The organism is Cupriavidus necator, assembly GCF_013141915.1.
In the GTDB taxonomy this organism is placed as follows: domain Bacteria; phylum Pseudomonadota; class Gammaproteobacteria; order Burkholderiales; family Burkholderiaceae; genus Cupriavidus; species Cupriavidus necator_B.
Genome location: NZ_SROX01000001.1, coordinates 812,745 through 837,728, shown reverse-complemented (window position 1 = coordinate 837,728; position 24,984 = coordinate 812,745). Strand labels below are relative to the sequence as shown.

The window sequence follows — 24,984 nt, the reverse complement described above, 5'->3', positions numbered from 1 at the left end:
AAAATGAATCAAGCGACAAGTTTTAAACAACGTATGAATCTGTTTCATATCACCCCGGGCTGCCGGCACTGCGGGGACGCTGCATGATCGAAGTCCGCCATCTGCGTTCGCTGCTGGCCATTGCCGAATCCGGCAAGCTGGCCACCGCGGCCGAACGCGTGCATGTCAGCCAGTCAGCGCTGTCGCACCAGATCAAGGCGATTGAGTCGCACTACGCCGTGCCGCTGTTCGACCGCACGCGCCAGGGCCTGCGCTTCACGCCGGCGGGCGAGCGCCTGCTGGCGCTGGCGCGCGAGGTGCTGGCCGCGGTCAGCGCGGCCGAGCGCGATATCGAGCGGCTCAAGGGGGATACCAGCGGCGAGTTGCGCGTGGTGCTGGAATGCCATACGTGCTTTGACTGGCTGATGCCGGTGATGGACGAATTCCGGCGCCGCTGGCCCGAGGTGGAGGTGGACCTGGTCGCGGGCTTCCATGCGGATCCGATTGCGCTGCTGCGCAACGGCCGCGCCGACATGGTGATCGGGTCGCAGCCGGCGGCGCGGCGCGGGCTGGAGGTGGCCCCGCTGTTCCGCTTCGAGATCCTCGCGGTCATCGCCAACGAACACCGGCTACGCAACAAGCGCCGCATCGAAGCCGCCGACCTCGCCGGCGAGACGCTGATCACCTACCCGGTGCCGGAATCACGCATCGACCTGATCCGCGAGGTGCTCGAACCCGCCGGCATCCACCTGGAGCGGCGCACCGCCGAACTGACGGTGGCCGTGCTGCAACTGGTGGCCAGCCGCCGCGGCGTGGCGGCGCTGCCCAACTGGGGCGTCAAGAACTACGTCGACCACGACTACGTGCTGGCCAAGCGCATCGGCGCCAGGGGGCTGTGGAGCGAGCTCTACGCGACCGTGCCGGCAGCGATGGCGCGGCGGCCCTACGTGGCGGATTTTGTCGCGATCGTGCGCGATATCTGCGCGGCGCAGCTCGACGGGATCGAGTTGCTGGCGCCGGCAGCGTAGCCGCGATCGACCGGTTCAGGCCGTCAGCATGAGCGCCGCGGCGCTGTCGCGGCGGATCGCGGCGCGTGGCGCCGGCTCGGCCGCGGCGTCATCGTCCGGATCCTCCACGTCCGCAACCAGCAGTTCCACATCGAAGCCGTTATCGAGGCGGCGCAGGAACAGCCACAGCAGTCCGGCGTCGTTTGCCGTCAGGGTGGCATGCAGCACCGGCTGCGGTGCAGCCTCGAAATCCAGCTGCTGCGGCGCGAGGCCGGTACGGCGCCCATTGGCCAGCACCCATTCCATGGCGCCAAACAGGTCGGCGGGATCGAGACGCAGCGAAAGGCGCAGGGTGGGGACGGAGGGGGAGGCTGGCATGGGATGTTTCCGGCAATCAGTCTATGCAGGTGAATTTACCAGCCGCGGCGCAGAATGAGCTTTCTAAGTTTCTCCAGATTGGTGGGCGTGAAAGGATAAACATCCGATTTTGATAGAATGCCAAGGAGATTATTCTTTATAGATGCAGCTTGATGGCACAGTCACCCAAACTCGATGGCACCGATCGGCGCATTCTCCGCGAACTGCGGCGCGATGGACGGCTGTCCAACGCGCGGCTGGCCGATCAAGTAGGTCTCTCTGCCACCCCATGTTGGAACCGGGTGCGAGCGCTGGAAGACGCCGGCGTGATCGAAGGCTACGCCGCGCTGCTGAACCAGAAGGCGCTCGGCCTGCCCGACACCGTGCTGATCGAAGTCACGCTGGAGCGGCACGACGACGACATGCTGTACCGCTTCGGCAAGGCCTTGGCAGAACTGCCCGAGGTGATGGAGGCCTACCTGCTGACGGGCGAATACGACTACCTGATCAAGGTGGCGGTCGCCGGCACCCAGGGCTATGAGGAGTTTTTGCGGCACAAGCTCTACAAGCTGCCCGGCCTGCGCCACAGCCGCTCGACCTTCGTGCTGCGCACGCTCAAGCGTGAAACTTCGGTCGAGCCGTGATCCGGCAACCGCCCTGATCAGGCGGTCCTGAGCACCTCGGCGGTGGTATTGCGCAGCGCGCGCAGGGCCTCGTTGCATTGCTGCGGCGTGGTCGGGTGCACCAGCACGGCCCACCGGCCATGCTGCACCGCCTCGCGCACCGGCGTGATCACCAGTTGATGATCGGGCCTTGCGGTTATCAACCCGGCCAGCAGCATGCCGAACATCACCCCAAGGAAAATTGCCGCGCCGGCGGCCAGTCCGGGGCTCTGCATCACCGCCTCGATTTCCTGCCGATGCAGGATACCCACCACCGCAAGGCCGATTACGGCGCCGAGCGCGGCCATCATCAGGTGCGAACGCAGCGCGGTTTGCACGATGCCATCGTTCTCAGGCTCGAGCTTGCGGCCAAAATGGGCTTCGTAGGGGTGCACCAGCCGCACCTGCCCGCGCTTGAGGTGCGCCTCATAGCACACGCGCTCGGCGGCGCTGCTGGCCGCCAGCTTGGTGTCGAACAATGCTGCGATCTTGGTGCTGGCTGCCTCGGCGTTCAAGGGATTGGCTGTCATAGCGAACTCCGGCTGCGGCCGTACCCCCGCGGCGTTGCATCGATGCATCCCAGCCCGCCGGGGACGACCAGTGTCCTGTAAACCGAGTCTAGAGATCCGTTTGAAGCGGCTGCATAAGTGGACTGCGCTTACGCTTGTAGGAATTGGCCGACCCCCCGCGGCACCAGGCCTGGCGGGGAATCCGAGCGCGAACGCCCGATTCCGCTCATAATGTCGGCGGTGCCGGGCTGCGCCCCCGCCTTTTGACCAAGAATTCCGGTATGAATGACACAGAAATTGAGCTGATCGACTCGGCGCGCCTGCCCACGCGATTCGGCGACTTTACGGCGCACGCCTTCAAGGGCGCCGATTCGGGCATCGAACACCTGGCCCTCAGCGTTGGCGAGGTGGCGGGCGACAATGTGCTGATCCGCATGCATTCCGAATGCCTCACCGGTGACGTGTTCGGCTCTTGCCGGTGTGATTGCGGGCCGCAGCTCGAACTCGCCATGGAAAAGATCGCCGCTGAGGGGCGAGGCATCTTGCTGTACTTGCGCGGCCATGAAGGGCGCGGCATCGGCCTCGCCGAGAAAATCCGGGCCTACCGCCTGCAAGACGGCGGGCTCGACACCGTGGACGCCAACCTGGCCCTGGGCCAGGCCATCGACGCCCGCAACTATGCGTTTGCCGCGGACCTGCTGCACCAGTGGGGCGTCAAATCCGTGCGCCTGATGAGCAACAACCCGCTGAAGGCCGCGGCGCTGGAGAAGGCGGGCATTACGGTCTCGGAGCAACTGCGCCACATCGTGCCCTCCAACGCCGAAAACGAGAAATACCTGGCGACCAAGCGCACGCGCATGGGGCATCTGCTGGACTGATCGCTTGAGGCGGCGCCTGGCCGGCAGACTGCCCGCGCCACGCGCCATTTTCTTTCGCGGAACCGCCCATGCATTGGATTCTCGCCGCGATCGCCGTGCTGGTGGCAAGCCAGGCCGTGTCTGGCTGGTGGGTGCCGGTGCTGGCCGTCGCCGTGTGGGCCGGCGAGGTGCTGCTGATTATCCTGGCGGGCCGGTTGGCTGGCGACGCCGGTAGTCGGCAGCTCTCGGTCTCCCCGGGCTCGTCAAGTCCAATGCCTTGCGACAAGGCGCCTCTGGATGTGGTGCACACATCCGCACCGAGCCTTGTGCCGGCTTCCCAGGCGTTCATGACGGCGGCCACCGCCGCCCAACCAGCCCCGGAGGGCAACGGCTGGTATCTGCCCCTCGACGTCCTGGGCATTTCCTTCAACGAGCGCTGGCCGCGCCCGGACATCTGCGGCACCCGCGAGTACTTCCTGCGTGGCGGCGACCGCCTGCTGCTGCGCTATGCGCCCCCGGCCGACGCGCCGCCCGGCCAGTCCTGGCCCTGCGACATCTCGGGACGCTGGCGCGACGGCGGCCTGCCGCGTCGCGCAATCCAGTTGAACGCCTCGCGATTCGAGTGCATTCCCATCACGCATGACGGCGTCTATGAGATCGGCGTGGGCCAGGGCGACCCGTCCGGAGCAGAACACGGCGAGATCGAGGCGTGGCTAGGATCGGACTCTCCCGACCGCCTTGCGCAGAGCAATGTGCCCCAGCAGCAGAGCGGTGCAACGTGGACCTGCGACGCCGCGGGTCAATGGCGCGTCCATATTACCCACGAGTCGACGGCGCTGGACCGCGCCGCCATGCCGGAACGGCACGAAACATCGGTGCCGCGCAGCGCCCTGGTGCTGTTCGACCCCGAGCATCAAGCGTGGGACGAAGCCGGTATCGCCGATCCCACCACGGCCTGGCAGGCCGAGCGGCGCCACATATTCCGGTACTACCTGCAACTGTGCCAGGGCGATGTCCTGGCCGTCGAACATACCTGGCAGCCCTCGTTGTTCGGCGCGCCCATCGAGGAGCAAAACGGCGTTTCCTTTACTCACGCAGAACTGGAACTGACGCAGTTCGTGCGTTCGCCGACGTTGCTGAGCGTGCATACCGGATGGGGCGAAATCAGCAAGGAAACGCCGCGCGTCACGCTGCTGACCTGTCCCGACGATGGCTTCTTCCAGGTTGAGCTTGCGCTCTTCGGACCACCGTCATGGCGGACACGGCCTTCGCCGGAATTCTTGCAGCTGCGTGTGTGGGGCGTGCGGTTGCGCCGCCCGGCCCAGGTTCGGGATTTCAGCCTGGTCGAAGGTTGGGTCGAGGACTGGTACCGCCGCACGATCCCGGTTCCGCGCGATGCGCTTGCCGGGCGTGGCGAGCCTTCCAGCACCTAGGATGCGCCACGGCCGCTGACCATATCGGTGTTTTAGCACGTGGGTGCCGGCCGGATTTTGCCGAAATAGTTGCCGAGGGCAACTATTGCTCATAGAATGCATTCGCCGCCTGACTTCCTGCTTCCATGTCTAACCCAGACCATTCCACCCACTCGATTCTCGAATTCATGTCGTTTCGCCTGAACCGGCTGTGCGAGATGACAAAGAACTCGGCATCCGGCTTCTACGAGCGTGAATTCGGCATCGGCCTGCGGGAACTGCGTGTGCTGCGTTTCGCCGGGCTGGAACCCGGCTTGACGCTGACGCGGTTGATGGAGCTGGTGCTGCTGGAAAAGACGGTGACATCGAAGCTGGTCACCGCGCTGGCGAAGCGGGGCCTGCTGCGTCGTGAAGTGGGCGAAGCCGATGCCCGGCAATTGAACCTCTACCTGACGCCTGACGGCAAAGCCCTGGTGGCGCGGACGTACCAGCGCGGCGACGTGCTGGAGAAGATGTTCCTGTCGGTGCTGACCGAGGCAGAGGTGCGGACGCTGGACCGTTGCATCGACAAGCTCACCGCAGCGCTGATCGCGCATCAGCAAGGCGCGGGGGTATCGACGGACTGAGGCAAGTGCGGCAACGCCGACCAAAATAATCCAAGGAGACAGCATGTTCTTGAAGCCCCATCGGAAATCCCCGCGGCCATGGCGTCGCCTGGCGGGCGTGGCCGTGTTCGCGGCGAGCCTTCCGGCGTGGAGCCAGCCTGCTGCCAGTGCTGCGTCCGCGCCGGCCGCACCGGCGACGACCGTGGCCGCGGCGCTGGCCACCGACCCGAACCGCCTAGGCTGGATGCAGGGGTTTCCGCCGCCGCCCGACAAGCTGATCAAGCATGAGCCGGGAGGCAACAGGTTTCCGCGCAACCGCTGGCTGTTCTCGCATGTGCGTGAACTGGGGCCGACCGCATCGGTATGGCGCGGAGCCGGTCCGGCCAGCGTGCTGCCGCGCGCGGAACAGGACATCGGCGCGATACCGTTCACAGATGCCGACGGTACGCGCCGCACCTTCGACGAGATGCTGGCGCTGACCTATACCGACGGCATCCTGGTGATGCACAAGGGCAAGGTCATCTACGAGCGCTATTTCGGCGCGCTCGACAGCCATACGCCGCATATCGCGATGTCGGTGACCAAGTCGTTCGTCGGCACGCTGGCCGCCATGCTGGCGGCAGACGGCAAGCTGGACCCGGCCGCCCCGGTGACGCGCTACCTGCCCGAGATGGCCGGCACCGCCTACGGCGATGCGACGGTGCGGCAGGTCATGGACATGACCATCGGCGTGCGCTACTCGGAAGACTATGCCGACCCCAAGGCCGAGGTCTGGGATTACGCGCGCGCGGGCGGCATGCTGGCCCGTCCGGCCGGGTACAACGGCCCCGACACCTTCTACGATTTCCTGAAGACGCTGCGGAAGGACGGCGACCACGATGCCGTCTTTGCCTACAAGACCGTCAATGCCGAGGTGCTGGCGTGGATCGTGCGACGCGCGTCGGGCCAGTCACTGGCGAAGCTGCTGTCCGAGCGGATCTGGCAGCCGATGGGCGCCGAGCAGGACGCGTACTTCACCGTCGACAGCATCGGCACCGAGTCCGGCGGCGGCGGCCTGAACACCACGCTGCGCGACCTCGCGCGCTTCGGCGAGACCATCCGTGGCAACGGGCGCTTCAACGGCAGGCAGATCATCCCGGCGTCGGTGGTGGCCGATATCCGCCGCGGTGGCAGTCGCGAGCAATTTGCCCGCTCCGCGAGCGCGCCGGTATTGCCGGGCTGGAGCTACCGTGACATGTGGTGGGTCTCGCACGATAGCCATGGCATGTTCCAGGCCGCCGGCATCCATGGCCAGCGCATCTACATCGACCCGGAGGCCGAGTTGACCATCGTGCGGTACGCCTCACATCCAGTGGCCGGCAACGCGGCCAACAATGCGATTACGTTCCGGGCCTTCCGGGCGGTGGGCGAAGCGCTGTCGCGCTAGGTTGGCGCACGGGGCGGCGGCTGCGCCGCCCCGTGCGCCTTTATTTCCCCGCCTGGGTGGAGCGCCTGTGCCGCCGGGTCGCGCGGTCCAGATAAAGCAGATCCGCCATTGGTTGTTGACGCGAATGCTGTAGCGGCCCTTGTGCTCGCCGCTTAGCCGCTCCAGCCTGTTGCCCGGCGGCGAGCGCAACATATCGAGCGTTGTTGCCTCATGCTGCGGAAGAGTGAAAGCAGCCATGAAAACCCCGGGCACATCCGGCCGCACCGTCAGTTGTCTGATTCGCGACTACCGGATCGATACGAATTCCTTTCCAACCTGATAGACTGTATGGATGTACAGTGGTCGGGACGTTTCCCGCCCTTTCCTTAACGTCCTGATCGGAAAGAGAAATCGTGTCGAGCCAGCAGCTAATCCGCATTCGCGGCGCCCGCCAGCACAACCTCAAGGATGTCGATCTCGACCTGCGTCCCGGCGAGATGACCGTGGTGACCGGGCCGTCCGGCTCCGGCAAGTCCAGCCTGGTGTTCGACACGCTCTATGCCGAAGGCCAGCGCCGCTACGTCGAGACCTTCAGCGCCTACGCCCGCCAGTTCCTGGACCGGATGGACCGGCCCCAGGTGGAGCGCGTGGACGGCGTGCCCCCGGCCATTGCCATCGACCAGACCAACCCGGTGCGCAGTTCGCGTTCGACGGTCGGCACGATGACGGAGCTGAACGACCACCTGAAGCTGCTCTACGCGCGCGCGGCGGAACTGTTCGACAAGCAGACTGCGCTGCCGGTGCGCCATGACTCGCCTGAAACCATCTATGCCGAACTGCTTGCGCGCACGGCCGCGGGCCAGCCGCACCATGACGCCCGGCTGGTGGTGACGTTCCCGGTGGAACTGCCGGAATCGGCCACCGACGAGGAAGTCCAGCAATGGCTGTCGGTCAGTGGCTATACGCGCGTGCAGGCGCAGCGCGTGGTGCAGTCGTCCACCGGCGCGCGCAAGCTGCTCGACGTGGTCGCCGACCGCTTCCGCCTCGGCAATGCCGAAAAGGTGCGCGTGGTCGAGGCGATTGAAGCGTCGCTCAAGCGCGGCGGCGGGCGCGTCAATATCTACGTGCTGACCGACGGTGACGACGGCCCGGTGTGGCGCTACTCCACCGGCCTGCATAGCCCGGACAGCGACCTGCGCTACGCCGACCCGCAGCCGGCGTTGTTTTCCTTCAACTCCGCCTACGGCGCCTGCGAAACCTGCCGTGGCTTCGGGCGCGTGATCGGCGTCGACCTGGGCCTGGTGATTCCCGACGCGCGCAAGACCTTGCGCGGTGGCGCGATCAAGCCAATGCAGACGCCGGCGTGGAAGGAATGCCAGGACGACCTGATGCGCTATGCCGGCAAGGCCGGCATCCCGCGCGATACGCCCTGGGCGGAGTTGAGCGACGCCGAGCGCGATTGGGTCATCCATGGCTCGCCGGAGTGGAATGGGCAGTGGAACAAGCAGTGGTACGGCGTGATGCGGTTCTTCAGCTATCTCGAGTCGAAGGCCTACAAGATGCACATCCGCGTGCTGCTGTCGAAGTACCGCAGCTATACGCCGTGCGAAACCTGTGGCGGCGCGCGCCTGAAGACCGAGTCGCTGCTGTGGCGCCTGGGCTCGAAAGAGAACGCCGACGCCGTGCTGGCCCCGCAGCGCCGCTTCCTGCCGCGCGGCGTGGACTGGGGCCGCACGCAGCTGGAGGCGCTGCCGGGCCTGACCGTGCATGACCTGATGCTGCTGCCGATCGAACGGATCCGCCGCTTCTTCGACGCGCTGACGCTGCCCAGCGCGATGCTGGACGATGCGCTCAAGCTGTTGCTGGCGGAGGTGCGCACGCGCCTGAAGTACCTGTGCGACGTGGGCCTGGGCTACCTGACACTGGACCGCCAGAGCCGCACGCTGTCCGGCGGCGAGGTGCAGCGCATCAACCTGACCACGGCGCTGGGTACTTCGCTGGTCAACACGCTCTTTGTGCTGGACGAACCCAGCATCGGCCTGCACCCGCGCGACCTGAACCGCATTGTCGAAGCCATGCACCGGCTGCGCGACGCGGGCAATACGCTGGTGGTGGTGGAGCACGACCCGTCGGTGATGCTGGCCGCCGACCGCCTGATCGACATGGGTCCCGGCCCGGGCGAACGCGGCGGCAACATCATCTTCGACGGCACGCCGGCGGCGATCCGCCAGGCGGGCACGCTGACCGGCGAATACCTGGCCGGGCGCCGGCGCGTGGCCGATGCCTCGCACTGGCAGCGCCGGCCGGTCGAGCCCGGGCAGCCGCGCATCGTGCTGGAGGGTGCGACCGAGCACAACCTGCAGGACGTCACGGTGGAGATCCCGCTGCAGCGGCTGGTGTGCGTGACCGGTGTGTCCGGCTCGGGCAAGTCCACGCTGCTGCAGGATGTGCTCTATCCCGCCATGGCGCGGCACTTCGGCAAGGCCACCGAATCTCCGGGCGCGTTCCGCCAGTTGACGGGCGCGGAACTGGTCGACGACGTGGTCTTTGTCGACCAGTCGCCGATCGGCAAGACCGCGCGTTCCAACCCGGCCAGCTATGTCGGCGCCTTCGACGAGATCCGCAAGCTCTTCGCCAAGGCGCCGCTGGCGCTGCAACGCAGCTATACCGCGGGCACTTTCAGCTTCAACTCCGGCGACGGGCGCTGCCCCACCTGTGGCGGCTCCGGCTTCGAGCACGTGGAGATGCAGTTCCTCAGCGATGTCTACCTGCGCTGCCCGGACTGCGACGGCACCCGCTACCGCCCGGAAGTGCTGGAGGTAAAGATCGAGCGCGCCGCACCCGGCCAGGCGCCACGCCTGCTCAGCATCGCCGACGTGCTGGAACTCACCGTCAGCGAGGCCGCGGCCTGCTTTGCCGGCGACGCCGCGGTGCTGCGCGTGCTGCAGCCCATTGTCGATGTCGGGCTGGAGTATATGAAGCTGGGACAGCCGGTGCCGACGCTGTCGGGCGGCGAGGCCCAGCGGCTCAAGCTGGCCGGCTTCCTCGCCGAAGCCGCGCAGGCCGTGCCGTCGCGCACTCGGGCCAGCACCATGCCGCGCCGGCTGTTCATGTTCGACGAGCCCACCACGGGGCTGCATTTCGACGACATCGCCAAGCTGATGCAGGCCTTTGGCAAACTGCTCGATGGCGGCCATTCGCTGATCGTGATCGAGCACAACCTGGATGTGATCCGCGCCGCGGACTGGCTGATCGACCTGGGTCCCGAAGGCGGCGACGCGGGTGGTCGCGTGGTCTGCACCGGCACGCCCGAGGACGTGAAGCGCTGCCCCGATTCGCATACCGGCCAGGCGCTGATCCACTATGACGCGGCGCTCGGCGAAGCCGGCACGCTGGCCGCCGAACGCGCCGAGATGGAAGGCGTGCCGCTGCAGGCCGCGCTGCAGGCGCGGCGCGCGCGCCGCGAGGTGGAAGGCGAGGATGTGGTGCGCATCGTCAATGCGCATGAGCACAACCTGAAGGCGCTGAACGTCGACATCCCGCACGGCAAGTTCAACGTGGTCACCGGCGTGTCCGGTTCCGGCAAGTCGACGCTCGCGTTCGACATCCTGTTCCATGAGGGGCAGCGCCGCTACCTGGAATCGCTCAACGCCTATGCGCGGTCGATCGTGCAGCCCGCGGGCCGGCCCGAGGTGGATGCGGTCTACGGCATCCCGCCCACGGTGGCGATCGAGCAGCGGCTGTCGCGCGGCGGCCGCAAGAGCACGGTCGCGACCACCTCCGAGGTCTGGCACTTCCTGCGCCTGCTGTACGTCAAGCTGGGCATCCAGCACTGCGTGCATGACGGCGCGCCGGTGACCTCGCAGAGCCCGGATTCGATCGCCGCACAGCTGCTGCGCGACCATCGTGGCCAGCACGTGGGACTGCTGGCGCCGCTGGTGGTCAATCGCAAGGGGGTCTACACGGACCTGGCCAAATGGGCCAAGGCGCGCGGCAATACGCACCTGCGCGTCGACGGCGAGTTCCTGCCGGTGGACCCGTGGCCACGGCTGGACCGCTTCCGCGAGCACACCATCGAGCTGCCCGTCGGCGACCTGGTGGTGTCGGCCGAGAACGAGGCTGAACTGCGCGCGCTGCTGGCGCAGACGCTCGAGGCCGGCAAGGGCGTGATGCACCTGCTGGCGCCGCTGGACGGACTCGACCATGCCATGCACAACGGCGGCACCGCGCACGTCGGCGAGGTCAAGGTATTCTCGACCAAGCGTGCCTGTCCGCAATGCGGCACCAGCTATCCGGAGCTGGACCCGCGCATGTTCTCGTACAACAGCAAGCACGGCTGGTGCACCACCTGCGTCGGCACCGGGCTGGCACTGACGCGCGAGCAGCGCGCCGCCTTCGACGATACCGTGCTGGCCGATGACAACCGCGGCCGCGAGCAGAGCCTGCCGTCGGAAGAGCAGGAGCCCGAAGGCGTGGCCGACACGCCGTGCCCGGACTGCCATGGCACGCGCCTGAACCCGGTGGCGCGCGCGGTCACCTTCGACGAGAACGCCATCGTCGACGTGGCCCAGTGGACCGTGTCCGATACCCGCCGCTGGGTCGATGGCCTGCGCCTGGCCGGGCGCGACGCCGAGATCGCGCGCGACGTGGTCAGCGAGATCGGCAGCCGCCTGCAGTTCCTGGAAGAAGTCGGACTGGGCTACCTCAGCCTGGACCGCGCCGCGCCCAGCCTGTCCGGCGGCGAGGCGCAGCGCATCCGGTTGGCCGCGCAGCTGGGCAGCAATCTGCAGGGCGTGTGCTACGTGCTGGACGAGCCCACCATCGGCCTGCATCCGCGCGACAACCAGATCCTGCTGGACGCACTGCGCAAGCTGGGCGACAAGGGCAACACGCTGGTGGTGGTGGAGCATGACGAAGACACCATCCGCCGCGCCGACCACATCATCGACATCGGCCCGGGCGCGGGCAAGCGCGGCGGCACGCTGGTGGCGCAGGGCGGCGTGGCCGAATTGGCCGCGGCGACGGCCTCCACCACCGGCCAGTTCCTGGCCAACCCGATCGTCCATCCGCTGCAGCCGCGGCGCGCGGTCAGGCCCGGCGCCGCGGGCAAGCCGGCGGAGCCGCCGCAATGGCTGACTGTGCATGGCGCGTCGCTGCATAACCTGCGCAACGTGACGGCACGCATTCCGCTGTCGCGGTTGGTGGCAATCACCGGCGTGTCTGGTTCGGGCAAGTCCACGCTGGCGCGCGATGTGCTGATGACCAACCTGCTCGATGCGGTCGGGCGTTCAGTGCTGTCGTCGCCGGCGACCCGGCGCGCGCGCAATGCGGCCAAGGATGCGAGCGGCGCGGCGAAGGCCTCAGGCAGGAAGCCGCTCAACGTCCAGCACAACTGGCATGGTTGCGACGCCTTCACCGGCTGGGAATCAATCGACCGCGTGCTGGAAGTGGACCAGACCCCGATCGGCAAGACGCCGCGCTCATGCCCGGCAACTTACATCGGCGTGTGGGACACCATCCGCAGGCTGTTCGCCGATACGCTGGAAGCGCGCGCACGCGGCTACACGGCCTCGCGCTTCTCGTTCAACACCGGCGACGGGCGCTGCCCGGCTTGCGAAGGGCAGGGCGTGCGCACCATCGGCATGAGTTTCCTGCCGGACGTGAAGGTGCCGTGCGACGTCTGCCACGGGCAGCGCTTCAACCCCGAAACCCTGGCGGTGACGTGGCGTGGCAAGAATATCGGCGAAGTGCTGACCATGGAGATCGACGAGGCGGTGGAATTCTTCGCGGCCATGTCGAACATTGCCCATCCACTGCAGCTGATGAAGGACGTGGGACTGGGCTACCTGACGCTGGGGCAGCCCTCGCCGACGCTGTCCGGCGGCGAAGCGCAGCGCATCAAGCTGGTCACCGAGCTGAGCAAGGTGCGCGACGACATCACGCGCCGCGGCCAGAAGCCACCGCATACGCTGTACGTGCTGGACGAACCGACCGTGGGCCTGCACATGGCCGACGTGGCGCGCCTGATCCGCGTGCTGCACAGGCTTACCGACGGCGGCCACAGCGTGGTGGTGATCGAGCATGACCTCGACGTGATTGCCGAGGCAGACTGGATCATCGACCTGGGCCCCGAGGGCGGCGCGGGCGGCGGCGGCATTGTGGGCGCCGCCGATCCCGAAGCCCTGTCGCGCAACCGCGCCAGCCACACCGGCGCGGCGCTGGTGCCGGTGCTGGCGCGGGGCAACGCCGACGCGGGTAAGGTCGGCATCGCCTGAGGCAAGCCGCGGGGCAAGCGTGGCGATGCGAAAGGCGTACGGGCACGCCTTTCGCTTGCCCATGGTTACTGGCGCGCACATCGCGCCCTAACGGAGGTAACCATGAAGCATATCCGCACCAGCCAACTCCTCGCCGCCATCGCCGTGGCTGCGGCTGCCCTTCCCGCCATGGCGCAGACGCCGGGTACGCCGCGCGGCTCCTACGACCCGTATTCGCAGGGCGCGCGCAGTACCGACAAGTTTGATCCTTACTCGCAAGGCGCGAACGCGCCGACGCGTACTGACCTCGCACCGACGGCTCCCGCGGCAACCGCACCGGAGGCCCAGCCGTCGACTATGCCGGCGCAGCCTGGCATGCCCGGCACGACCATGCAGCGCACACCGGATCCCTACATGGATGGCGCGCGCTGGGAAAGCCCTGACCTGGGCCGCCGTATCGGCAAGCCCAACAAGTTCCTCGACGGGGCCTGAGGGCCGCGCCCCCAGCCCTCATCGAGACCGGCCATGCGAATGCAACCGGACTTACCGTCCTTTGTAAATCCTGCCCACGCGCGTGAACCCGGCGACACCCCGGCCTTGGCCGAGGCGCCGGCGGCGCTGCACTGTCCACCGACGCGCGCGGCAGGGCTGGCCCAGATGACGGTGGTCAGCTACAACATCCATCGTGCCGTCGGCACTGACCGCCGCTACCGCCCTGACCGGATCGCGGCCGTGCTGCAGGAACTCGACGCCGATATCGTCGCGCTGCAGGAGGTGGAATCGGGCAGCAGCAACGACCATACGCTCGAATATCTGGCCGGCCACACCGGCATGCACGTGGTCTCGGGCTTTACGCGGGTGCGCGGCAGCGCCGACTACGGCAATGCGCTGCTGACACGCTTCGCCCCCGAGGCGGTGAACCAGATCGACCTGACCGTCAAGGGCTGCGAGCCGCGCGGCGCGATCGACGCGACAGTGGCCTGCACCGCGTCAGGCTGCGCGAATCCGCTGCGCGTGATCGCCACGCATCTGGGGCTGCGCCCCGGCGAGCGCCGCCACCAGGTGCAGCAGTTGCTCAACTACGTTGCGACTGCACCGCCGTTGCCGACCATCCTGCTGGGCGACGTCAATGAATGGTTCTTGTGGGGCCGGCCGCTGCGCTGGCTGCATGCCTATTTCGAGCACACGCCGCATACGGCGACGTTCCCGTCGCGGCTGCCCCTGTTTGCGCTGGACCGCATCTGGGTGTCGCCGCGCGCGCATCTGGTGTCGGTGGCAAGCCACCGCTCGGCGCTGTCCCGCGTGGCATCGGATCATTTGCCGCTGGTAGCCTGTTTCGAGCTGCCGGAAGGCGGATGGGACGAGCGGCGTACCACGGCGCACGCGAAGGAGGACTTCAATGAAACACCGTGACGACGATTACCTGCGCAGGCGACCCGATCACCAGTACGGCAGCAACGACCAGGGCTACAGCGGCATTTCCGCGCAGGCGCGCAACCGCAGGCAGCGCAACCTTACCGCGGGCCGCTATGGCAATACCGCCGAGCGCCTGCCGCGCGATGAGAGCCGGCCGTTCGAGGCCGAGGCGGAAGGCCGGTACGGCAGGGTGGGGGAGTCTTGGCCCTGGCAGGCCGAAGCGGAAACCTCGGGACGCTGGGACGAGGCCCGCTACGAAGAGGAATGGTCGCGACGCCGCGCACCGGGTCACGCTTCGGGCCACGACCCGCGCCTACCGTATAGGGGCGAGCGCTGGGCGGAGGGCCGGGGCGAATGGTACGGCGGCCCTGCCGGCGCGCCCTACCGCAGCGCAGGCGGCTACGGTCCGGAGGACTGGGATGCGCCGGTGTACCGGGGCAGCAGCCGGGCCGGCGGCCCGAAGAACTACCGCCGCGGCGACGACCGCATCCATGACGAAGTCTGCGACCGGCTCGCGCATGCGCATGAACTCGATGTCAGCGAAGTTACGGTGCGGGTGCAGGAAGGCCTGGTGACACTGGAGGGGCATGTCGGCGATCGCCGCAGCAAATACGACATCGAAGACATTGTCGAGCGCGTGTTCGGAGTGCAGGACGTCATCAACCATATCCGCGTGCGTCCGTACGGCATCCTCGCCTCGGAATGACAAACGGCGGTGCCCGACCGGCGCGGCACCGCCCGACTTATCCTGACTTATCGGTTCGTCACAAGGGCGAGGCAAGGCTAATCCAGCCGCGGCGCCCGTGGCGGATTTTCTTCACGGTCGTCGGTGCGGTCCGCTTTGTCGACCGGCACATCGGCGGGCAGGGCCTCGGCCGCGCGGACCACTTCATCGGCGATCTCTTCTTCCGGGGTTTCCTCTTCTTCGGGGCTGTGCGCGTCTTCATCGCGCTGATCGAGTTCGTTCTCGATATCGTTGGTTTCCTGGTCCAGGTCGGGGTCCAGCGTGCTGGGGATATTGCCGGCATCGGCACGGGCTGCTCCGGTGGCCGTGTTCTCGCGCGAACGGCCGCGGCCGGAGGCGGCCTGCGCGGCTTCGCGGCGGCCCGCGGGCGCGCTGCCCGGGCGATCATGACGGGTGCGGGCATGCCGGGTGGGGCCGGTACGTACGGTCTTGCTCATCGTGCCTCCTGTTCAAGGGATTGCGGTCTCGCTGCCGTTCAATAGTTTTCCACCGGCGGTTCGCTTTCCTCCGGCTTGCCGCCGGGGCGCTTGACCGAGGGCGGTTCGCCGTTCTCGTCCGGGATGTCGTGCTCGCGCTCGACATCGTGACGCCGGTCGCGTCCGGGCTTGCCGCGCTCGTGCTCGGTGTCCGGGCCGCCCTTGTGCGGATCGCGGGGCTCGCTGCGGCGGCGGGTAGTGTCGTGGTCGGGCTGGCGATGGGTACTCATCACGTCTCCATCAAGGGTGGCATGGCTGCCGGTCAAACGACAGGTCAATCGGTGCCGGCGCGCAGTTCGTCCGATACGGCGCTGACGCCGCGCACCGAACGCGCCAGTTCCATGGCCATCGTACGCTGTTTGTCGTCGCGCACGGTGCCTTCCAGCTTGACCACGCCGTCGGTGGTCGATACCCGGATCCGGGCTGGATCGAGCGTGCGCGCGCTGGCCAGCCGCGCCTGGACCTCGGCTGTGATGGCACGGTCGCTGGCGGCAGCGGTGTCGCGCGGCGCGGCGGTGCGGCCGGTAGAGGACGGCGCCGCCGGCGCGTCGGTCGCGGCCGCCGCGGCCGGCAGCGAGGCAGCCATGGCCAGCACGGCCAGCGGCAACGCCAGGCCGGCCAGGCGAGAGCGGGAGCGTGCGGTCATAGGGTCCTCCTGTGCATGCAGGCAGGCTGCGGGGCAGCCCGCATCTGCCATTAGCCTGCAAGCTCCGTTCCCGCCAGCGCCCTGGCACCGGCATTGCCAGCGGCCGTCCCGCGCTGTGCCACGGCCCCGGCTGTGCGCCATGCGGCGCTGGGCCACGTGCCGCGCGGGTGCCGCATGCGCCGTAGTTTTTACAGGCGCTGCAGAAACTGCACGGCGCGCGCGGCCGGCCGGGCACAGCGCGCCGGCGGGGCTGCGCAGGGGTGGGGCGCGGCGCCTTGGCGTGCCGCTTGCGTTCCGTCCTGTGCTTGCGTGCGGTCCTGTCTTTCCTGTCTATAGTGAAGGAAATGCTGGCAACAACTGGCGTGCGGCATGTGCCGGCGAGCACAGCGCGCAACGCCGGCCTTCCCGCCGCGGCGCAGCTTGCCGCCGCGTGCTGCCGGGCCCGACAGCGCGGGGGAGCGTATCAGCCGTTGCGAGGAAGCGATGAACCTAGCCAGCATTCTGTCCACCGTGGTCCTGGCCTCGTCGGTATCGGTGTCATCGGCACCGGTCGAGCGCCAGCTGCTTGCGATCACGCCTTCGGACTTCGCCCAGCGTTTCAACACCGTCGCGCAGGACACCGGTTCGGGCCTGGCGCTGCCCAGCTTCAAGGTCAAGCCCGGCTGGCACCGGGCCGCGCCCAGTACAGGGGTTTCGGTGCTGGTGCGCGCCAGCCGCGCCGGCTACGCCATTGATGAAGTGGTGGTGGTGTGCCGCGAGGTCGAACGCTGCTTCCTGACCATCTGCACCGCCGCGCTTGCGATCGACGACAGCGTCAACCCGATGCTGCTGCAGCGTTTTATCGTGGCGCGCATCGCTACCGAACTTGGTGAGGTCGGCCTGGTGATGTCGGGGCTCGCGTACATCGTGGTGACGCCCAAGGAAGACGACTACGTCGCAGTGGTGATTCGTCCCTATCTGCCGCAGGAGCGCAGCGCCTCGCCGACGCAGGCGTCGCGCGAACCGCAGCCCGGCCATGCCATGCCGAACGCCGCGCCGCGCGATTCGGACAGTCCGCATGGTTGGTACGGTCCGCATGGTCCGCATGGTCCGCATGGTCCGCGCGGTCCGCGCGGTGCGCTCACGCCGATCGTATTGCAGTCCACGGCGCCGCCGCACTCCTGACCCCGGCGCCTCAGGGCTCGCGCAGCAGCAGCGCGACCGGCAGGCCGCCCAGCACGTCGCGCAGCCGCAAGCGGCCCATGGGGGCGTCGATGACATGGCCGGTGAGGGCGTCGGTCCAGCGGCTGCGTTGTGGCGCGCCCACGTTGAGCGTGGTATCCGCCCACGCCGATTGCGGAATGCGCGGCATGGCGGGGTCGACGCGCGCGGCGGCAAGCCGGGTCACCACGGTGATGGCCTGCCGTCCCTCTGCAGTGCGGGCGAATGCCAGCACCTGCGGCGCCAGCGCACCCTGCGCGGCCAGCATGCTGTATTGGCCGTCGGCGAAGAGCGCCGCATGCGCGCGGCGTACCGCCAGCACCTGGCGCACCAGCTGCTGCTTGATGCGGCCGTCGCGCCAGTGCGCCAGCCAGTGGGCCCAGCCCGCGCTGCAGCCCAGCCGGGCCTGCAGCCGGGCATAGTCGGGCGGGCGCCGGTTGTCGGGATCGACCAGGCTCAGGTCCCAGCCTTCGCAGCCCTGGTAGCGGTCCGGGATGCCGGGTGCGGTCAGTTGCACCAGCACCTGCGCCAGGCTGTTGACCGCGCCGGCCGGGGCAATGCGCTGGGCGAACTGGCCGATCTGCGCCAGCACGCCGCCGGGCCCGTCTTCTGGCCCCCCGGCGGCGATGCCGCGCAGGAAGGCCTCGCACCCGGCTTCGTAGTCGAGATCGGGGCAGGTCCAGTTGCCATGGCGCTTGGCTTCGCGGATGGCCTTGTGTTGCCACGCGCCGACGCGCTCCAGCAAAGGCTGCGGGGCGCCGGCGTCGTCGCCAGGACTGGGCTCCTCCATTGGCCAGGCGCCGATCAGGGTCTGGTACAGCATCAGCCGGTCGACGGGGTCGGGCACTTGCGGCAGCGTCGCCCGCAGGGGGGCCGATGCGGCCTCCCACGCGGCCACGGCATCGGCCCATGCACCCGGCACTTCGCTCAGCACCGCCAGGCGCATGCGCGCGTCTTCGCCACGCTTGTGGTCGTGGGTCGCAGTGGCCAGCATGGCGTGGGGGCAGGTCAGGCGCCGCTCCGCCATGCGGGCGTGGAACTGCGCCGGCGGTATCGCCAGCCGGGCCGGATCGCTGCCGACTTCATTGCGCGACAGCAGCCTGCCGTAGCGGTAGAACGCGGTGTCCTCGCCGGCCTTGGCGGCCAGCGCGGGCATCAGTTGCTGCAGCCTGCGGCGCAGTGCGCCGGTCTCGCTGTCCGCTGGCGCGGTGGTGCGCAGGCAGCCGCCGATAAAGGCGAGGGCAACGGCTTCGTCTGGCGCCAGGCCGGCGCGCGCAGATTGCATGGCGTGGTCAAGCATGGCATCGTCGGCAAGGGCCGCGGCGGTATCGCGTTCGGCGGGGCGCGCATCGAAGTAGCTGCGATACACCGGCACCGCCGCCATCAGTGCCGCCAGCGCGCGCCGCAGCGCCGCCCGGGTCAGGTCGCGCGTGCCGGGCTCCTGTTCGGCGCAGTCGCGCAGGCATGCGGCGGCGCCTTCGAATTCCGTCACCAGGTGCCGCTCCAGCACCTGGTGCCGCGCGGCCTCGACCTGTGCGGGAAAGGCGCGCGCATCGCCGCTGACTGTGGCCCACAGCGTATCCAGCGCCGCCTCGCCGCCGCCGTCATGCAGCACCGCGGCCACCTCATCCATGAAATCGTAGCCGGTGGTGCCGTGCACCTGCCAGTCCGGCGCCAGGCGCTCGCGCGGGCCGAGGATCTTCTCGACCACCAGCCACGGACGCTCCAGCCGCAGCGTTGGCGGACGCGCGGCGGCATGGCGGTCCAGTTCGGCGCGCAGCCGGCGGCAGTAGCCGGCGGGATCGGCCAGGCCGTCGACATGATCCACGCGCACGCCGTCGATCCAGCCCTCGCGCAGCAGGCGCAAGACCAGGGCATGGACTGCCTCGAACACCCGCGGCTCTTCCTCGCGCACCCCGACCAGGTCGCTGATCTCGAAGAAGCGGCGCCAGTTCTGCGCGGCCGCAGCGGTGCGCCACCACGCCAGCCGGTAGTGCTGGCGCTCCAGCAAGGCATGGAGCCGGCTGCGCCCGTCGGGACGCGTGGCGTCGTACCAGGCCGCGCCGTGGCGCCCGGCTTCGGCGTCCAGGCTGCCTGGCGCCAGCGGCAGCGTGTGATCGAAATAGCGCAGGTGGGCAGGCGCGTCGTCGCTGGCCGGGACCCAGCGCAGTTCGCCGGCCACCACGGTGTCCCAGTACGACTGCCCCAGCATCGGCAGCAGCACCTTGCCGTGCAGGGCCGTGTCGCGCGGGGTCCAGTCGATGTCGAAGCTCGCTGCGTGGGGGCTGCCGCGGCCATGCGCCAGCACGTCGCGCCACCAGCTGTTGTGGGTGGGATCGGCCGCCATATGGTTGGGCACGATGTCGACGATCAGGCCGAGGCCGGCCTCGCGGGCGCGCGCGGCCAGCGCCTTCAGGCCGGGCTCGCCGCCCAGTTCGGCGCGCACGGCGGTGAAATCGGTGACGTCATAGCCGTGGGTGGAAGCGGGGCGCGCGCCCCATACCGGCGACAGGTACAGGTGGCTGACGCCCAGCCGGGCGTAATAGCCGACCACCGCGGCGGCATCGGCAAAGGTGAACCCCGGATGCAGCTGCAACCGGGCCGTCGCGCGCGGCAGGGCTTGCGGCGCGCCGTCCGGCATCATCGGGCGCGCGCCACGGCGGGCTCGCACACGGTGGCCACGCAGCACCGCTGCGGCAGCAGGCCGGCCGACAGCGCGGCGGCCGCGCCGGCGCTGCTTTCATGCAGCGCCGTGCTTTTGTCGTGGCACGGACGCGTGCATGGCACGGCTTCGTTGCCCAGGTTCAGCCACAGGCTCAGTTCCACGCCGTCCATCAGCCGCCAGCGCGCGCACAGCGCCGCCGGGCCCAGCACATCGACCCCGGCGCTCTGGCAGCCGGCCAGCCGGTGCAGCAGTTCGCGGCGACGCACGGCGAGCAGCTCGCGGTAGTACGGCGTCCAGTCGCCATCATCCTCGAAGGCCGGGCGCGACGCGTCGAACGTGGCCGCGTCGTTGGGATCGGGGATGGCAGCCGCGCGGGCGTCGTCGCGGAACGCGGCGGTCGCGGCGAACTCGCGCCGGCGGCCGTCGCGCACGGCACGGGCTAGCTCGGGCGGATGGCTGGTGAAATACAGGAATGGCTGCGCGGTGCCGGTTTCCTCGCCCATGAACACCAGGGGCACCTGCGGGCACAGCAGCTGCATGGCGATCGCCGCGCGCAGCGCGTCGCGGTCGGCCAGTTGCGCCAGCCGTTCGCCGAAGGCGCGGTTGCCGGTCTGGTCATGGTTCTGCAGGAAGCAGACAAAGGCGGTGGGTGGCAGGTGCGCGCTGGGCTGGCCGCGCCGTACACCCTCCGCCACCGCCGGCAGGGCGTCGGAGCGGAAGGCCGAGCGCTCGCCCTGGTAGGCAAAGCCCTCGCCAAGCACCCGCGCGAGGTGGCGCAGCGCAGGCAGCCCGCGGCCGGCGTTGTCGGCACGGTCATCATCGCCGGCATCGGCGGCCGCGGTGTAGTCCCGGTAGTAGCCGTCGCCCTCGCCGGTCAGAAGCACGTGCAGCGCGTGGTGGGCGTCGTCGTTCCACTGCGCATCGTAGCCCGCGGCCAGCAGGGCGGCATCGTTGTTATCGTTCTCCAGCACCAGGTGCACATGGCGATGGGCGCCATTGCCGTTGGCCAGCGCGCTGCGCACTTCGCCCGGCAGCGCGGCCAGCCAGCCTTCATCCTCGATGGCATGCACGGCGTCCAGGCGCAGGCCGTCGAAGCGGAATTGCTCGAGCCAGTAGCGCGCGTTCTCGGTAAAAAAGCGCCGCACTTGCGGACGGCGGAAATCGATGGCCGGACCCCATGGGGTCTGGCGGTCCGTGCGGAAGAACGCGCTGGCATAGTGGTGCAGGTAGTTGCCTTCCGGCCCGAAATGGTTGTAGACCACATCCAGCAGCACCATCATGCCGAGCTGGTGGGCGCGGTCGACCAGCGCGCGCAGTTCGTCCGGCGTGCCGTAGCCGGACTCCGGCGCGAACGGCAGCACGCCGTCATAGCCCCAGTTGCGCGTGCCGGGAAACTCGGCGACCGGCATCAGTTCGACCGCGGTGAAGCCCAGCGCCGCAAGCCGCGGCAGTTGCTGCGCGGCACCCGCATAGCCTCCGCATAGGCCAACGTGCATTTCATAGATGATGGCCTCGTGCCAGGGGCGGCCGCGCCAGTCGGGGCAGGCCCACGCAAAGGCACTGGCGGCGTCGCGGTCGGGCACGATGCTGGGTCCATGCACATCGTCGGCCTGCCAGCGCGAGGCCGGATCCGGCACGGTGGTGCCATCGTCAAGCCGGAACCAGTAGCGGGCGCCCGCGCAGCCCGGCACGATGGCTTCGAACCAGCCGTTGGGCCCGCACGCCATCGGCACCGGACCCAGCCCGGCGATCTCCACGCGCACCGCCTGGCCCTGCGCGGCGGCGTCGGGCGCCCACAGGCGGAAGCGTACCCGGCCATCGGGCAGCCAGGCCGGCCCGAACAGGTAGTCCTGTGCGGATTCATCGTTGGAGCAGAAGGCCGATGCCGACGGCGCGGCAAAGCAGTCGAACGGCGCCAGCCGCGGCACAGCGGAGCGGGTGCCGGGGGCGGGGAGAAAGGGGTCGGCGTTCAAATTTCGGCTCCTGCCTTCTGGTGGTAGGGGAGGCGCAAGCGGACCGGCCAGGCGGCGGTCCTTGCGCGATGCGAACTCCATGCCAGCAGAACGGCGCATTGGCGGTGCCCGCCGGCGCGCGGGTGGTGCGGTGCGGCGCGGGCTTTGTTACCTGTGGCATTGTAGAAACTACCCTGCGTGCTACGCCCGTGCCAGCGCCGTGCGCAGGGTTGCGAAACCTCAGGCCGCGCGCGGCCCGCTGACCCCGGACTCCACCTGCCCGGGCGCGCCACTGGCGCGGTGCAGCAGCCGAACCGGCACTGGCGCGACATGCCAGATGCGCTCGCAGTATTCGCGAATCGCCCGATCCGACGAAAAGCGCCCGGAGCGCGCGCACGACAGCACCGACATGCGCTGCCAGCGCGCCGGGTCGGCAAACGCGGCCGATACCTGCTGCTGGCACTCGATATAGGAGGCAAAGTCCGCCATCAGCAGGTAGGGGTCGTGGCCCTGCTGCGGTGCGAACAACGGGCGGAACAGCCCGGGTTCGCCGCGCGAGAAAAAGCCCTGCTGGACCAGGTCGATCACGGCGCGCAGTTGCGGGTTGCTGTGGTAATACGCCGCCGGGTCGTAGCCGCTGTCGCGTAGCGCATAGACCTCCGGCGCAGTCAGGCCGAAGGGGAAGAAATTGTCATGGCCCACCGCTTCGCGCAGTTCGATATTGGCGCCGTCCATGGTGCCGATATTCAGCGCGCCATTCATCGCGAACTTCATGTTGCCGGTGCCGGAGGCCTCCTTGCCGGCCAGCGAAATCTGCTCGGCCAGGTCCGCCGCGGGGTAGATGCGCTGTCCGTAGGTGACGTTGAAGTTGGGCAGGAACACCACCTTCAGCCGGTCGCGCACCTGCGGGTCGCGGTTGACCACATCGGCGACCGAGGTGATAAAGCGAATCATCAGCTTGGCGTAGGCGTAGCCCGGCGCGGCCTTGCCGCCGAAGAGGAAGGTGCGCGGCTGGACCTGCGCGCCGGGGTCGGACTTGATGCGGTGGTACAGCGCAATCACATGCAGTACCGCCAGGTGCTGGCGCTTGTATTCGTGAATGCGCTTGACCATCACGTCGAACATGGAAGACGGGTCCACCACCACGCCGGTGGTTTCGCGCACCAGTTGCGCCAGGTCGGCCTTGTTGGCCAGCCGCGCCGCCTGCCAGGATTCGCGGAAACCGGCGTCGTCGGCATAAGGTTCCAGCGCGCGCAGCTGCTCCAGGTCGGAGATCCAGCCATCGCCGATCGCATCCGATACCAGCCGGGTCAGGCGCGGGTTGGACAGCGCCAGCCAGCGCCGCGGCGTCACGCCGTTGGTGATGCTGGTGAACTTCTCCGGCCACATCTCGTAGAAGTCCTTCAGCACGTCCTCGCGCATCAGGCGCGAGTGCAGCTCGGCGACGCCATTGATGGCATGGCTGCCGACGCACGCCAGGTTGGCCATGCGCACATGCCGCTGGCCATGCTCGTCGATCAGCGACAGCCGCGCCAGGCGCGATTCGTCGCCGTAGAAGCGGATCCGCACCTCATCCAGGAAGCGCGCGTTGATCTCCAGGATGATCTCCAGGTGGCGCGGCAGCACCCGGCCGAACAGCGGCAACGGCCACTGCTCCAGCGCCTCGGGCAGCAGGGTGTGGTTGGTATAGGCGAAGGCATTCTGGGTGATGTGCCAGGCCTCGTTCCACGGCAGGTCATGCTCGTCGACCAGCAGCCGCATCAGCTCGGCGATGCCGACGGCGGGATGGGTGTCATTGAGCTGCACCGCGAATTTTTCGTGGAAGCGCGTGACCGGGATGCCATCGACCGCGAGCAGCCGCAGCATGTCCTGCAGCGAGCAGGCGACGAAGAAATACTGCTGCTCGAGCCGCAGCTCCTTGCCCTGCGTGGTTTCGTCGTTGGGATAGAGCACCTTGGTCAGGTTCTCGGAGGTCACCTTCTTGCTGACCGCGCCAAGGTAGTCGCCGCGGTTGAAGGTATGGAAGTCGAACGCCTCGGTGGCATCCGCGCGCCACAGACGCAGCGTATTCACGGTATTGACGCGGTAGCCCAGGATCGGCGAATCGAATGGCACGCCGACCACGGTCTTGGCCGGCACCCAGCGCACGCGGTAGTGGCCGCGGTCGTCGGTGTAGTGCTCGGTGTGCCCGCCCAGGCGCACCTGCACCGCCCATTCGGAGCGCTGGATCTCCCACGGGTTGCCGTTGCGCAGCCAGGTATCGGTCTTCTCCACCTGCATGCCATCCATGATGATCTGCTGGAAGATGCCGTATTCGTAGCGGATGCCATAGCCCAGCGCGGGGATCTCGAGCGTGGCCAGCGAATCCATGAAGCACGCCGCCAGCCGGCCCAGGCCACCGTTGCCCAGGCCCGGCTCGACCTCTTGGTCGAGGATGCGGTCGAGGTCCAGCCCGGCCGCATCCATGGCCTCGCTGACCTCGTCGAAGATGCCCAGGTTGATCAGGTTGTTGCCCAGGTGCGGGCCCATCAGGAATTCGGCGGAGAGGTAGGCTACGGTGCGCGACGGCTGGCCCAGGTAGGCTTCGGCGGTGCTGATCCAGCGCTGCACCAGGCGGTCGCGCACGGTATGCGCGGCGGCCTGGTAGAGGTCGTTCTGGCTGGCGTGCCCGGGCAGCTTGCCCTGGGTATGGAACACGTGGTCGAGAAAGGCCTGGCGCAAGCTGGCGCCGGACAGGGCGGTGCGGGTGTCATCGGCATGCTCGGGCCGGAGGGCTTCGTTCATGGCGGGGCTCCTGCGCATGGGGGGTGGGTCAAGCTTAGCGGATCGGGAGAGGG

At 68.5% G+C, this 24,984-nt stretch carries 19 protein-coding genes and 1 pseudogene; 11 read left to right on the top strand and 9 right to left on the bottom strand.

Annotated features, from left to right (window positions below; all coding sequences use genetic code 11):
- Nucleotides 1-83 precede the first annotated feature (83 nt).
- Nucleotides 84-1,007, top strand: a complete 924-nt coding sequence (locus E5S69_RS03730; RefSeq protein ID WP_171513645.1) for a LysR family transcriptional regulator — start codon at nt 84-86, stop codon at nt 1,005-1,007.
- Nucleotides 1,008-1,022: 15 nt separating this feature from the next.
- Here the strand turns inward: E5S69_RS03730 and E5S69_RS03725 are convergent, their stop codons facing one another.
- Complete coding sequence (locus E5S69_RS03725; RefSeq protein ID WP_171513644.1) at nt 1,023-1,364, bottom strand: AsnC family transcriptional regulator; 342 nt, start codon at nt 1,362-1,364, stop codon at nt 1,023-1,025.
- Nucleotides 1,365-1,516: 152 nt separating this feature from the next.
- Here E5S69_RS03725 and E5S69_RS03720 point away from each other — a divergent pair, with 152 nt between their 5' ends.
- A complete protein-coding gene (locus E5S69_RS03720) occupies nt 1,517-1,987 on the top strand; it encodes an Lrp/AsnC family transcriptional regulator (RefSeq protein WP_171513643.1) in 471 nt (156 codons plus the stop codon).
- A gap of 17 nt (nt 1,988-2,004) precedes the next feature.
- On the opposite strand, the gene E5S69_RS03715 is transcribed toward E5S69_RS03720, so the two are convergent.
- Entirely contained in the window at nt 2,005-2,535 is a 531-nt protein-coding gene (locus E5S69_RS03715) for a riboflavin biosynthesis protein RibA (RefSeq protein ID WP_171513642.1), read from the bottom strand.
- Between the two features lie 260 nt (nt 2,536-2,795).
- Here E5S69_RS03715 and ribA point away from each other — a divergent pair, with 260 nt between their 5' ends.
- The 4 genes from ribA to E5S69_RS03695 all read left to right on the top strand — a co-directional run bounded on the left by ribA (nt 2,796) and on the right by E5S69_RS03695 (nt 6,814).
- Nucleotides 2,796-3,392, top strand: coding sequence for a GTP cyclohydrolase II (ribA, locus tag E5S69_RS03710; RefSeq protein ID WP_171513641.1), 597 nt, complete (start codon nt 2,796-2,798; stop codon nt 3,390-3,392).
- 68 nt (nt 3,393-3,460) lie between these two features.
- Nucleotides 3,461-4,804 carry a hypothetical protein gene (locus E5S69_RS03705; protein WP_171513640.1) on the top strand — a complete coding sequence of 448 codons (1,344 nt, stop codon included), beginning with the start codon at nt 3,461-3,463 and terminating at the stop codon, nt 4,802-4,804.
- Nucleotides 4,805-4,971: 167 nt separating this feature from the next.
- Nucleotides 4,972-5,409, top strand: coding sequence for a MarR family winged helix-turn-helix transcriptional regulator (locus E5S69_RS03700; protein ID WP_423766610.1), 438 nt, complete (start codon nt 4,972-4,974; stop codon nt 5,407-5,409).
- A gap of 43 nt (nt 5,410-5,452) precedes the next feature.
- On the top strand, nt 5,453-6,814 hold the full coding sequence (locus tag E5S69_RS03695; protein WP_171513638.1) for a serine hydrolase domain-containing protein: 1,362 nt from the start codon (nt 5,453-5,455) through the stop codon (nt 6,812-6,814).
- Between the two features lie 81 nt (nt 6,815-6,895).
- On the opposite strand, the pseudogene E5S69_RS32245 reads toward E5S69_RS03695, so the two are convergent.
- Nucleotides 6,896-7,027: pseudogene (locus E5S69_RS32245) on the bottom strand (type II toxin-antitoxin system RelE/ParE family toxin); the annotation flags it as partial.
- A gap of 179 nt (nt 7,028-7,206) precedes the next feature.
- Between E5S69_RS32245 and uvrA the strand changes: the two are divergent.
- The 4 genes from uvrA to E5S69_RS03670 all read left to right on the top strand — a co-directional run bounded on the left by uvrA (nt 7,207) and on the right by E5S69_RS03670 (nt 15,169).
- Nucleotides 7,207-13,068: an excinuclease ABC subunit UvrA gene (gene uvrA / locus E5S69_RS03685; protein ID WP_171513636.1), complete on the top strand. Its 5,862-nt coding sequence runs from the start codon at nt 7,207-7,209 to the stop codon at nt 13,066-13,068.
- A gap of 102 nt (nt 13,069-13,170) precedes the next feature.
- Nucleotides 13,171-13,539 (top strand): endonuclease, encoded by a 369-nt coding sequence (locus E5S69_RS03680; protein WP_171513635.1) that lies wholly within the window; start codon nt 13,171-13,173, stop codon nt 13,537-13,539.
- A gap of 33 nt (nt 13,540-13,572) precedes the next feature.
- Nucleotides 13,573-14,460, top strand: a complete 888-nt coding sequence (locus E5S69_RS03675; protein ID WP_171513634.1) for an endonuclease/exonuclease/phosphatase family protein — start codon at nt 13,573-13,575, stop codon at nt 14,458-14,460.
- Nucleotides 14,447-15,169: a BON domain-containing protein gene (locus E5S69_RS03670; protein WP_171513633.1), complete on the top strand. Its 723-nt coding sequence runs from the start codon at nt 14,447-14,449 to the stop codon at nt 15,167-15,169. Before E5S69_RS03675 ends, E5S69_RS03670 begins: the two co-directional genes overlap by 14 nt.
- A gap of 77 nt (nt 15,170-15,246) precedes the next feature.
- Here the strand turns inward: E5S69_RS03670 and E5S69_RS03665 are convergent, their stop codons facing one another.
- Genes E5S69_RS03665 through E5S69_RS03655 form a run of 3 tightly spaced genes read right to left on the bottom strand, consistent with a single transcriptional unit; the run spans nt 15,247 to nt 16,330 of the window.
- Complete coding sequence (locus E5S69_RS03665; RefSeq protein ID WP_171513632.1) at nt 15,247-15,645, bottom strand: hypothetical protein; 399 nt, start codon at nt 15,643-15,645, stop codon at nt 15,247-15,249.
- A gap of 38 nt (nt 15,646-15,683) precedes the next feature.
- Nucleotides 15,684-15,914, bottom strand: coding sequence for a hypothetical protein (locus tag E5S69_RS03660; RefSeq protein WP_092315677.1), 231 nt, complete (start codon nt 15,912-15,914; stop codon nt 15,684-15,686).
- Between the two features lie 44 nt (nt 15,915-15,958).
- Complete coding sequence (locus E5S69_RS03655) at nt 15,959-16,330, bottom strand: BON domain-containing protein (RefSeq protein ID WP_171513631.1); 372 nt, start codon at nt 16,328-16,330, stop codon at nt 15,959-15,961.
- Nucleotides 16,331-16,813: 483 nt separating this feature from the next.
- Between E5S69_RS03655 and E5S69_RS03650 the strand changes: the two genes are divergently transcribed.
- Complete coding sequence (locus E5S69_RS03650; RefSeq protein ID WP_171513630.1) at nt 16,814-17,494, top strand: malto-oligosyltrehalose synthase; 681 nt, start codon at nt 16,814-16,816, stop codon at nt 17,492-17,494.
- A gap of 10 nt (nt 17,495-17,504) precedes the next feature.
- Here the strand turns inward: E5S69_RS03650 and treY are convergent, their stop codons facing one another.
- From treY to E5S69_RS03635, 3 genes are all read right to left on the bottom strand, one after another.
- Nucleotides 17,505-20,174: a malto-oligosyltrehalose synthase gene (gene treY / locus E5S69_RS03645; protein WP_171513922.1), complete on the bottom strand. Its 2,670-nt coding sequence runs from the start codon at nt 20,172-20,174 to the stop codon at nt 17,505-17,507.
- Nucleotides 20,171-22,168, bottom strand: a complete 1,998-nt coding sequence (gene treZ / locus E5S69_RS03640; RefSeq protein WP_171513629.1) for a malto-oligosyltrehalose trehalohydrolase — start codon at nt 22,166-22,168, stop codon at nt 20,171-20,173. The genes treY and treZ overlap by 4 nt, the downstream gene beginning before the upstream one ends.
- 219 nt (nt 22,169-22,387) lie before the next feature.
- The gene (locus tag E5S69_RS03635) at nt 22,388-24,931 is read right to left on the bottom strand and encodes a glycogen/starch/alpha-glucan phosphorylase (RefSeq protein ID WP_171513628.1); all 2,544 of its coding nucleotides are present in this window, start codon (nt 24,929-24,931) and stop codon (nt 22,388-22,390) included.
- Between the last annotated feature and the right edge of the window lie 53 nt (nt 24,932-24,984).

What these genes read in the sequence shown, in the direction of transcription:
- E5S69_RS03720 (WP_171513643.1), top strand. Translation starts at nt 1,517, where the DNA reads ATGGCACAGTCACCCAAACTCGATGGCACCGATCGGCGCATTCTCCGC.
- E5S69_RS03650 (WP_171513630.1), top strand. Translation starts at nt 16,814, where the DNA reads ATGAACCTAGCCAGCATTCTGTCCACCGTGGTCCTGGCCTCGTCGGTA.
- E5S69_RS03695 (WP_171513638.1), top strand. Translation starts at nt 5,453, where the DNA reads ATGTTCTTGAAGCCCCATCGGAAATCCCCGCGGCCATGGCGTCGCCTG.
- E5S69_RS03635 (WP_171513628.1), bottom strand. Translation starts at nt 24,931, where the DNA reads ATGAACGAAGCCCTCCGGCCCGAGCATGCCGATGACACCCGCACCGCC.
- E5S69_RS03715 (WP_171513642.1), bottom strand. Translation starts at nt 2,535, where the DNA reads ATGACAGCCAATCCCTTGAACGCCGAGGCAGCCAGCACCAAGATCGCA.
- E5S69_RS03665 (WP_171513632.1), bottom strand. Translation starts at nt 15,645, where the DNA reads ATGAGCAAGACCGTACGTACCGGCCCCACCCGGCATGCCCGCACCCGT.
- ribA (WP_171513641.1), top strand. Translation starts at nt 2,796, where the DNA reads ATGAATGACACAGAAATTGAGCTGATCGACTCGGCGCGCCTGCCCACG.
- E5S69_RS03670 (WP_171513633.1), top strand. Translation starts at nt 14,447, where the DNA reads ATGAAACACCGTGACGACGATTACCTGCGCAGGCGACCCGATCACCAG.
- E5S69_RS03705 (WP_171513640.1), top strand. Translation starts at nt 3,461, where the DNA reads ATGCATTGGATTCTCGCCGCGATCGCCGTGCTGGTGGCAAGCCAGGCC.
- E5S69_RS03730 (WP_171513645.1), top strand. Translation starts at nt 84, where the DNA reads ATGATCGAAGTCCGCCATCTGCGTTCGCTGCTGGCCATTGCCGAATCC.
- E5S69_RS03655 (WP_171513631.1), bottom strand. Translation starts at nt 16,330, where the DNA reads ATGACCGCACGCTCCCGCTCTCGCCTGGCCGGCCTGGCGTTGCCGCTG.
- E5S69_RS03725 (WP_171513644.1), bottom strand. Translation starts at nt 1,364, where the DNA reads ATGCCAGCCTCCCCCTCCGTCCCCACCCTGCGCCTTTCGCTGCGTCTC.
- treY (WP_171513922.1), bottom strand. Translation starts at nt 20,174, where the DNA reads ATGATGCCGGACGGCGCGCCGCAAGCCCTGCCGCGCGCGACGGCCCGG.
- E5S69_RS03675 (WP_171513634.1), top strand. Translation starts at nt 13,573, where the DNA reads ATGCGAATGCAACCGGACTTACCGTCCTTTGTAAATCCTGCCCACGCG.
- E5S69_RS03700 (WP_423766610.1), top strand. Translation starts at nt 4,972, where the DNA reads ATGTCGTTTCGCCTGAACCGGCTGTGCGAGATGACAAAGAACTCGGCA.
- E5S69_RS03680 (WP_171513635.1), top strand. Translation starts at nt 13,171, where the DNA reads ATGAAGCATATCCGCACCAGCCAACTCCTCGCCGCCATCGCCGTGGCT.
- E5S69_RS03660 (WP_092315677.1), bottom strand. Translation starts at nt 15,914, where the DNA reads ATGAGTACCCATCGCCAGCCCGACCACGACACTACCCGCCGCCGCAGC.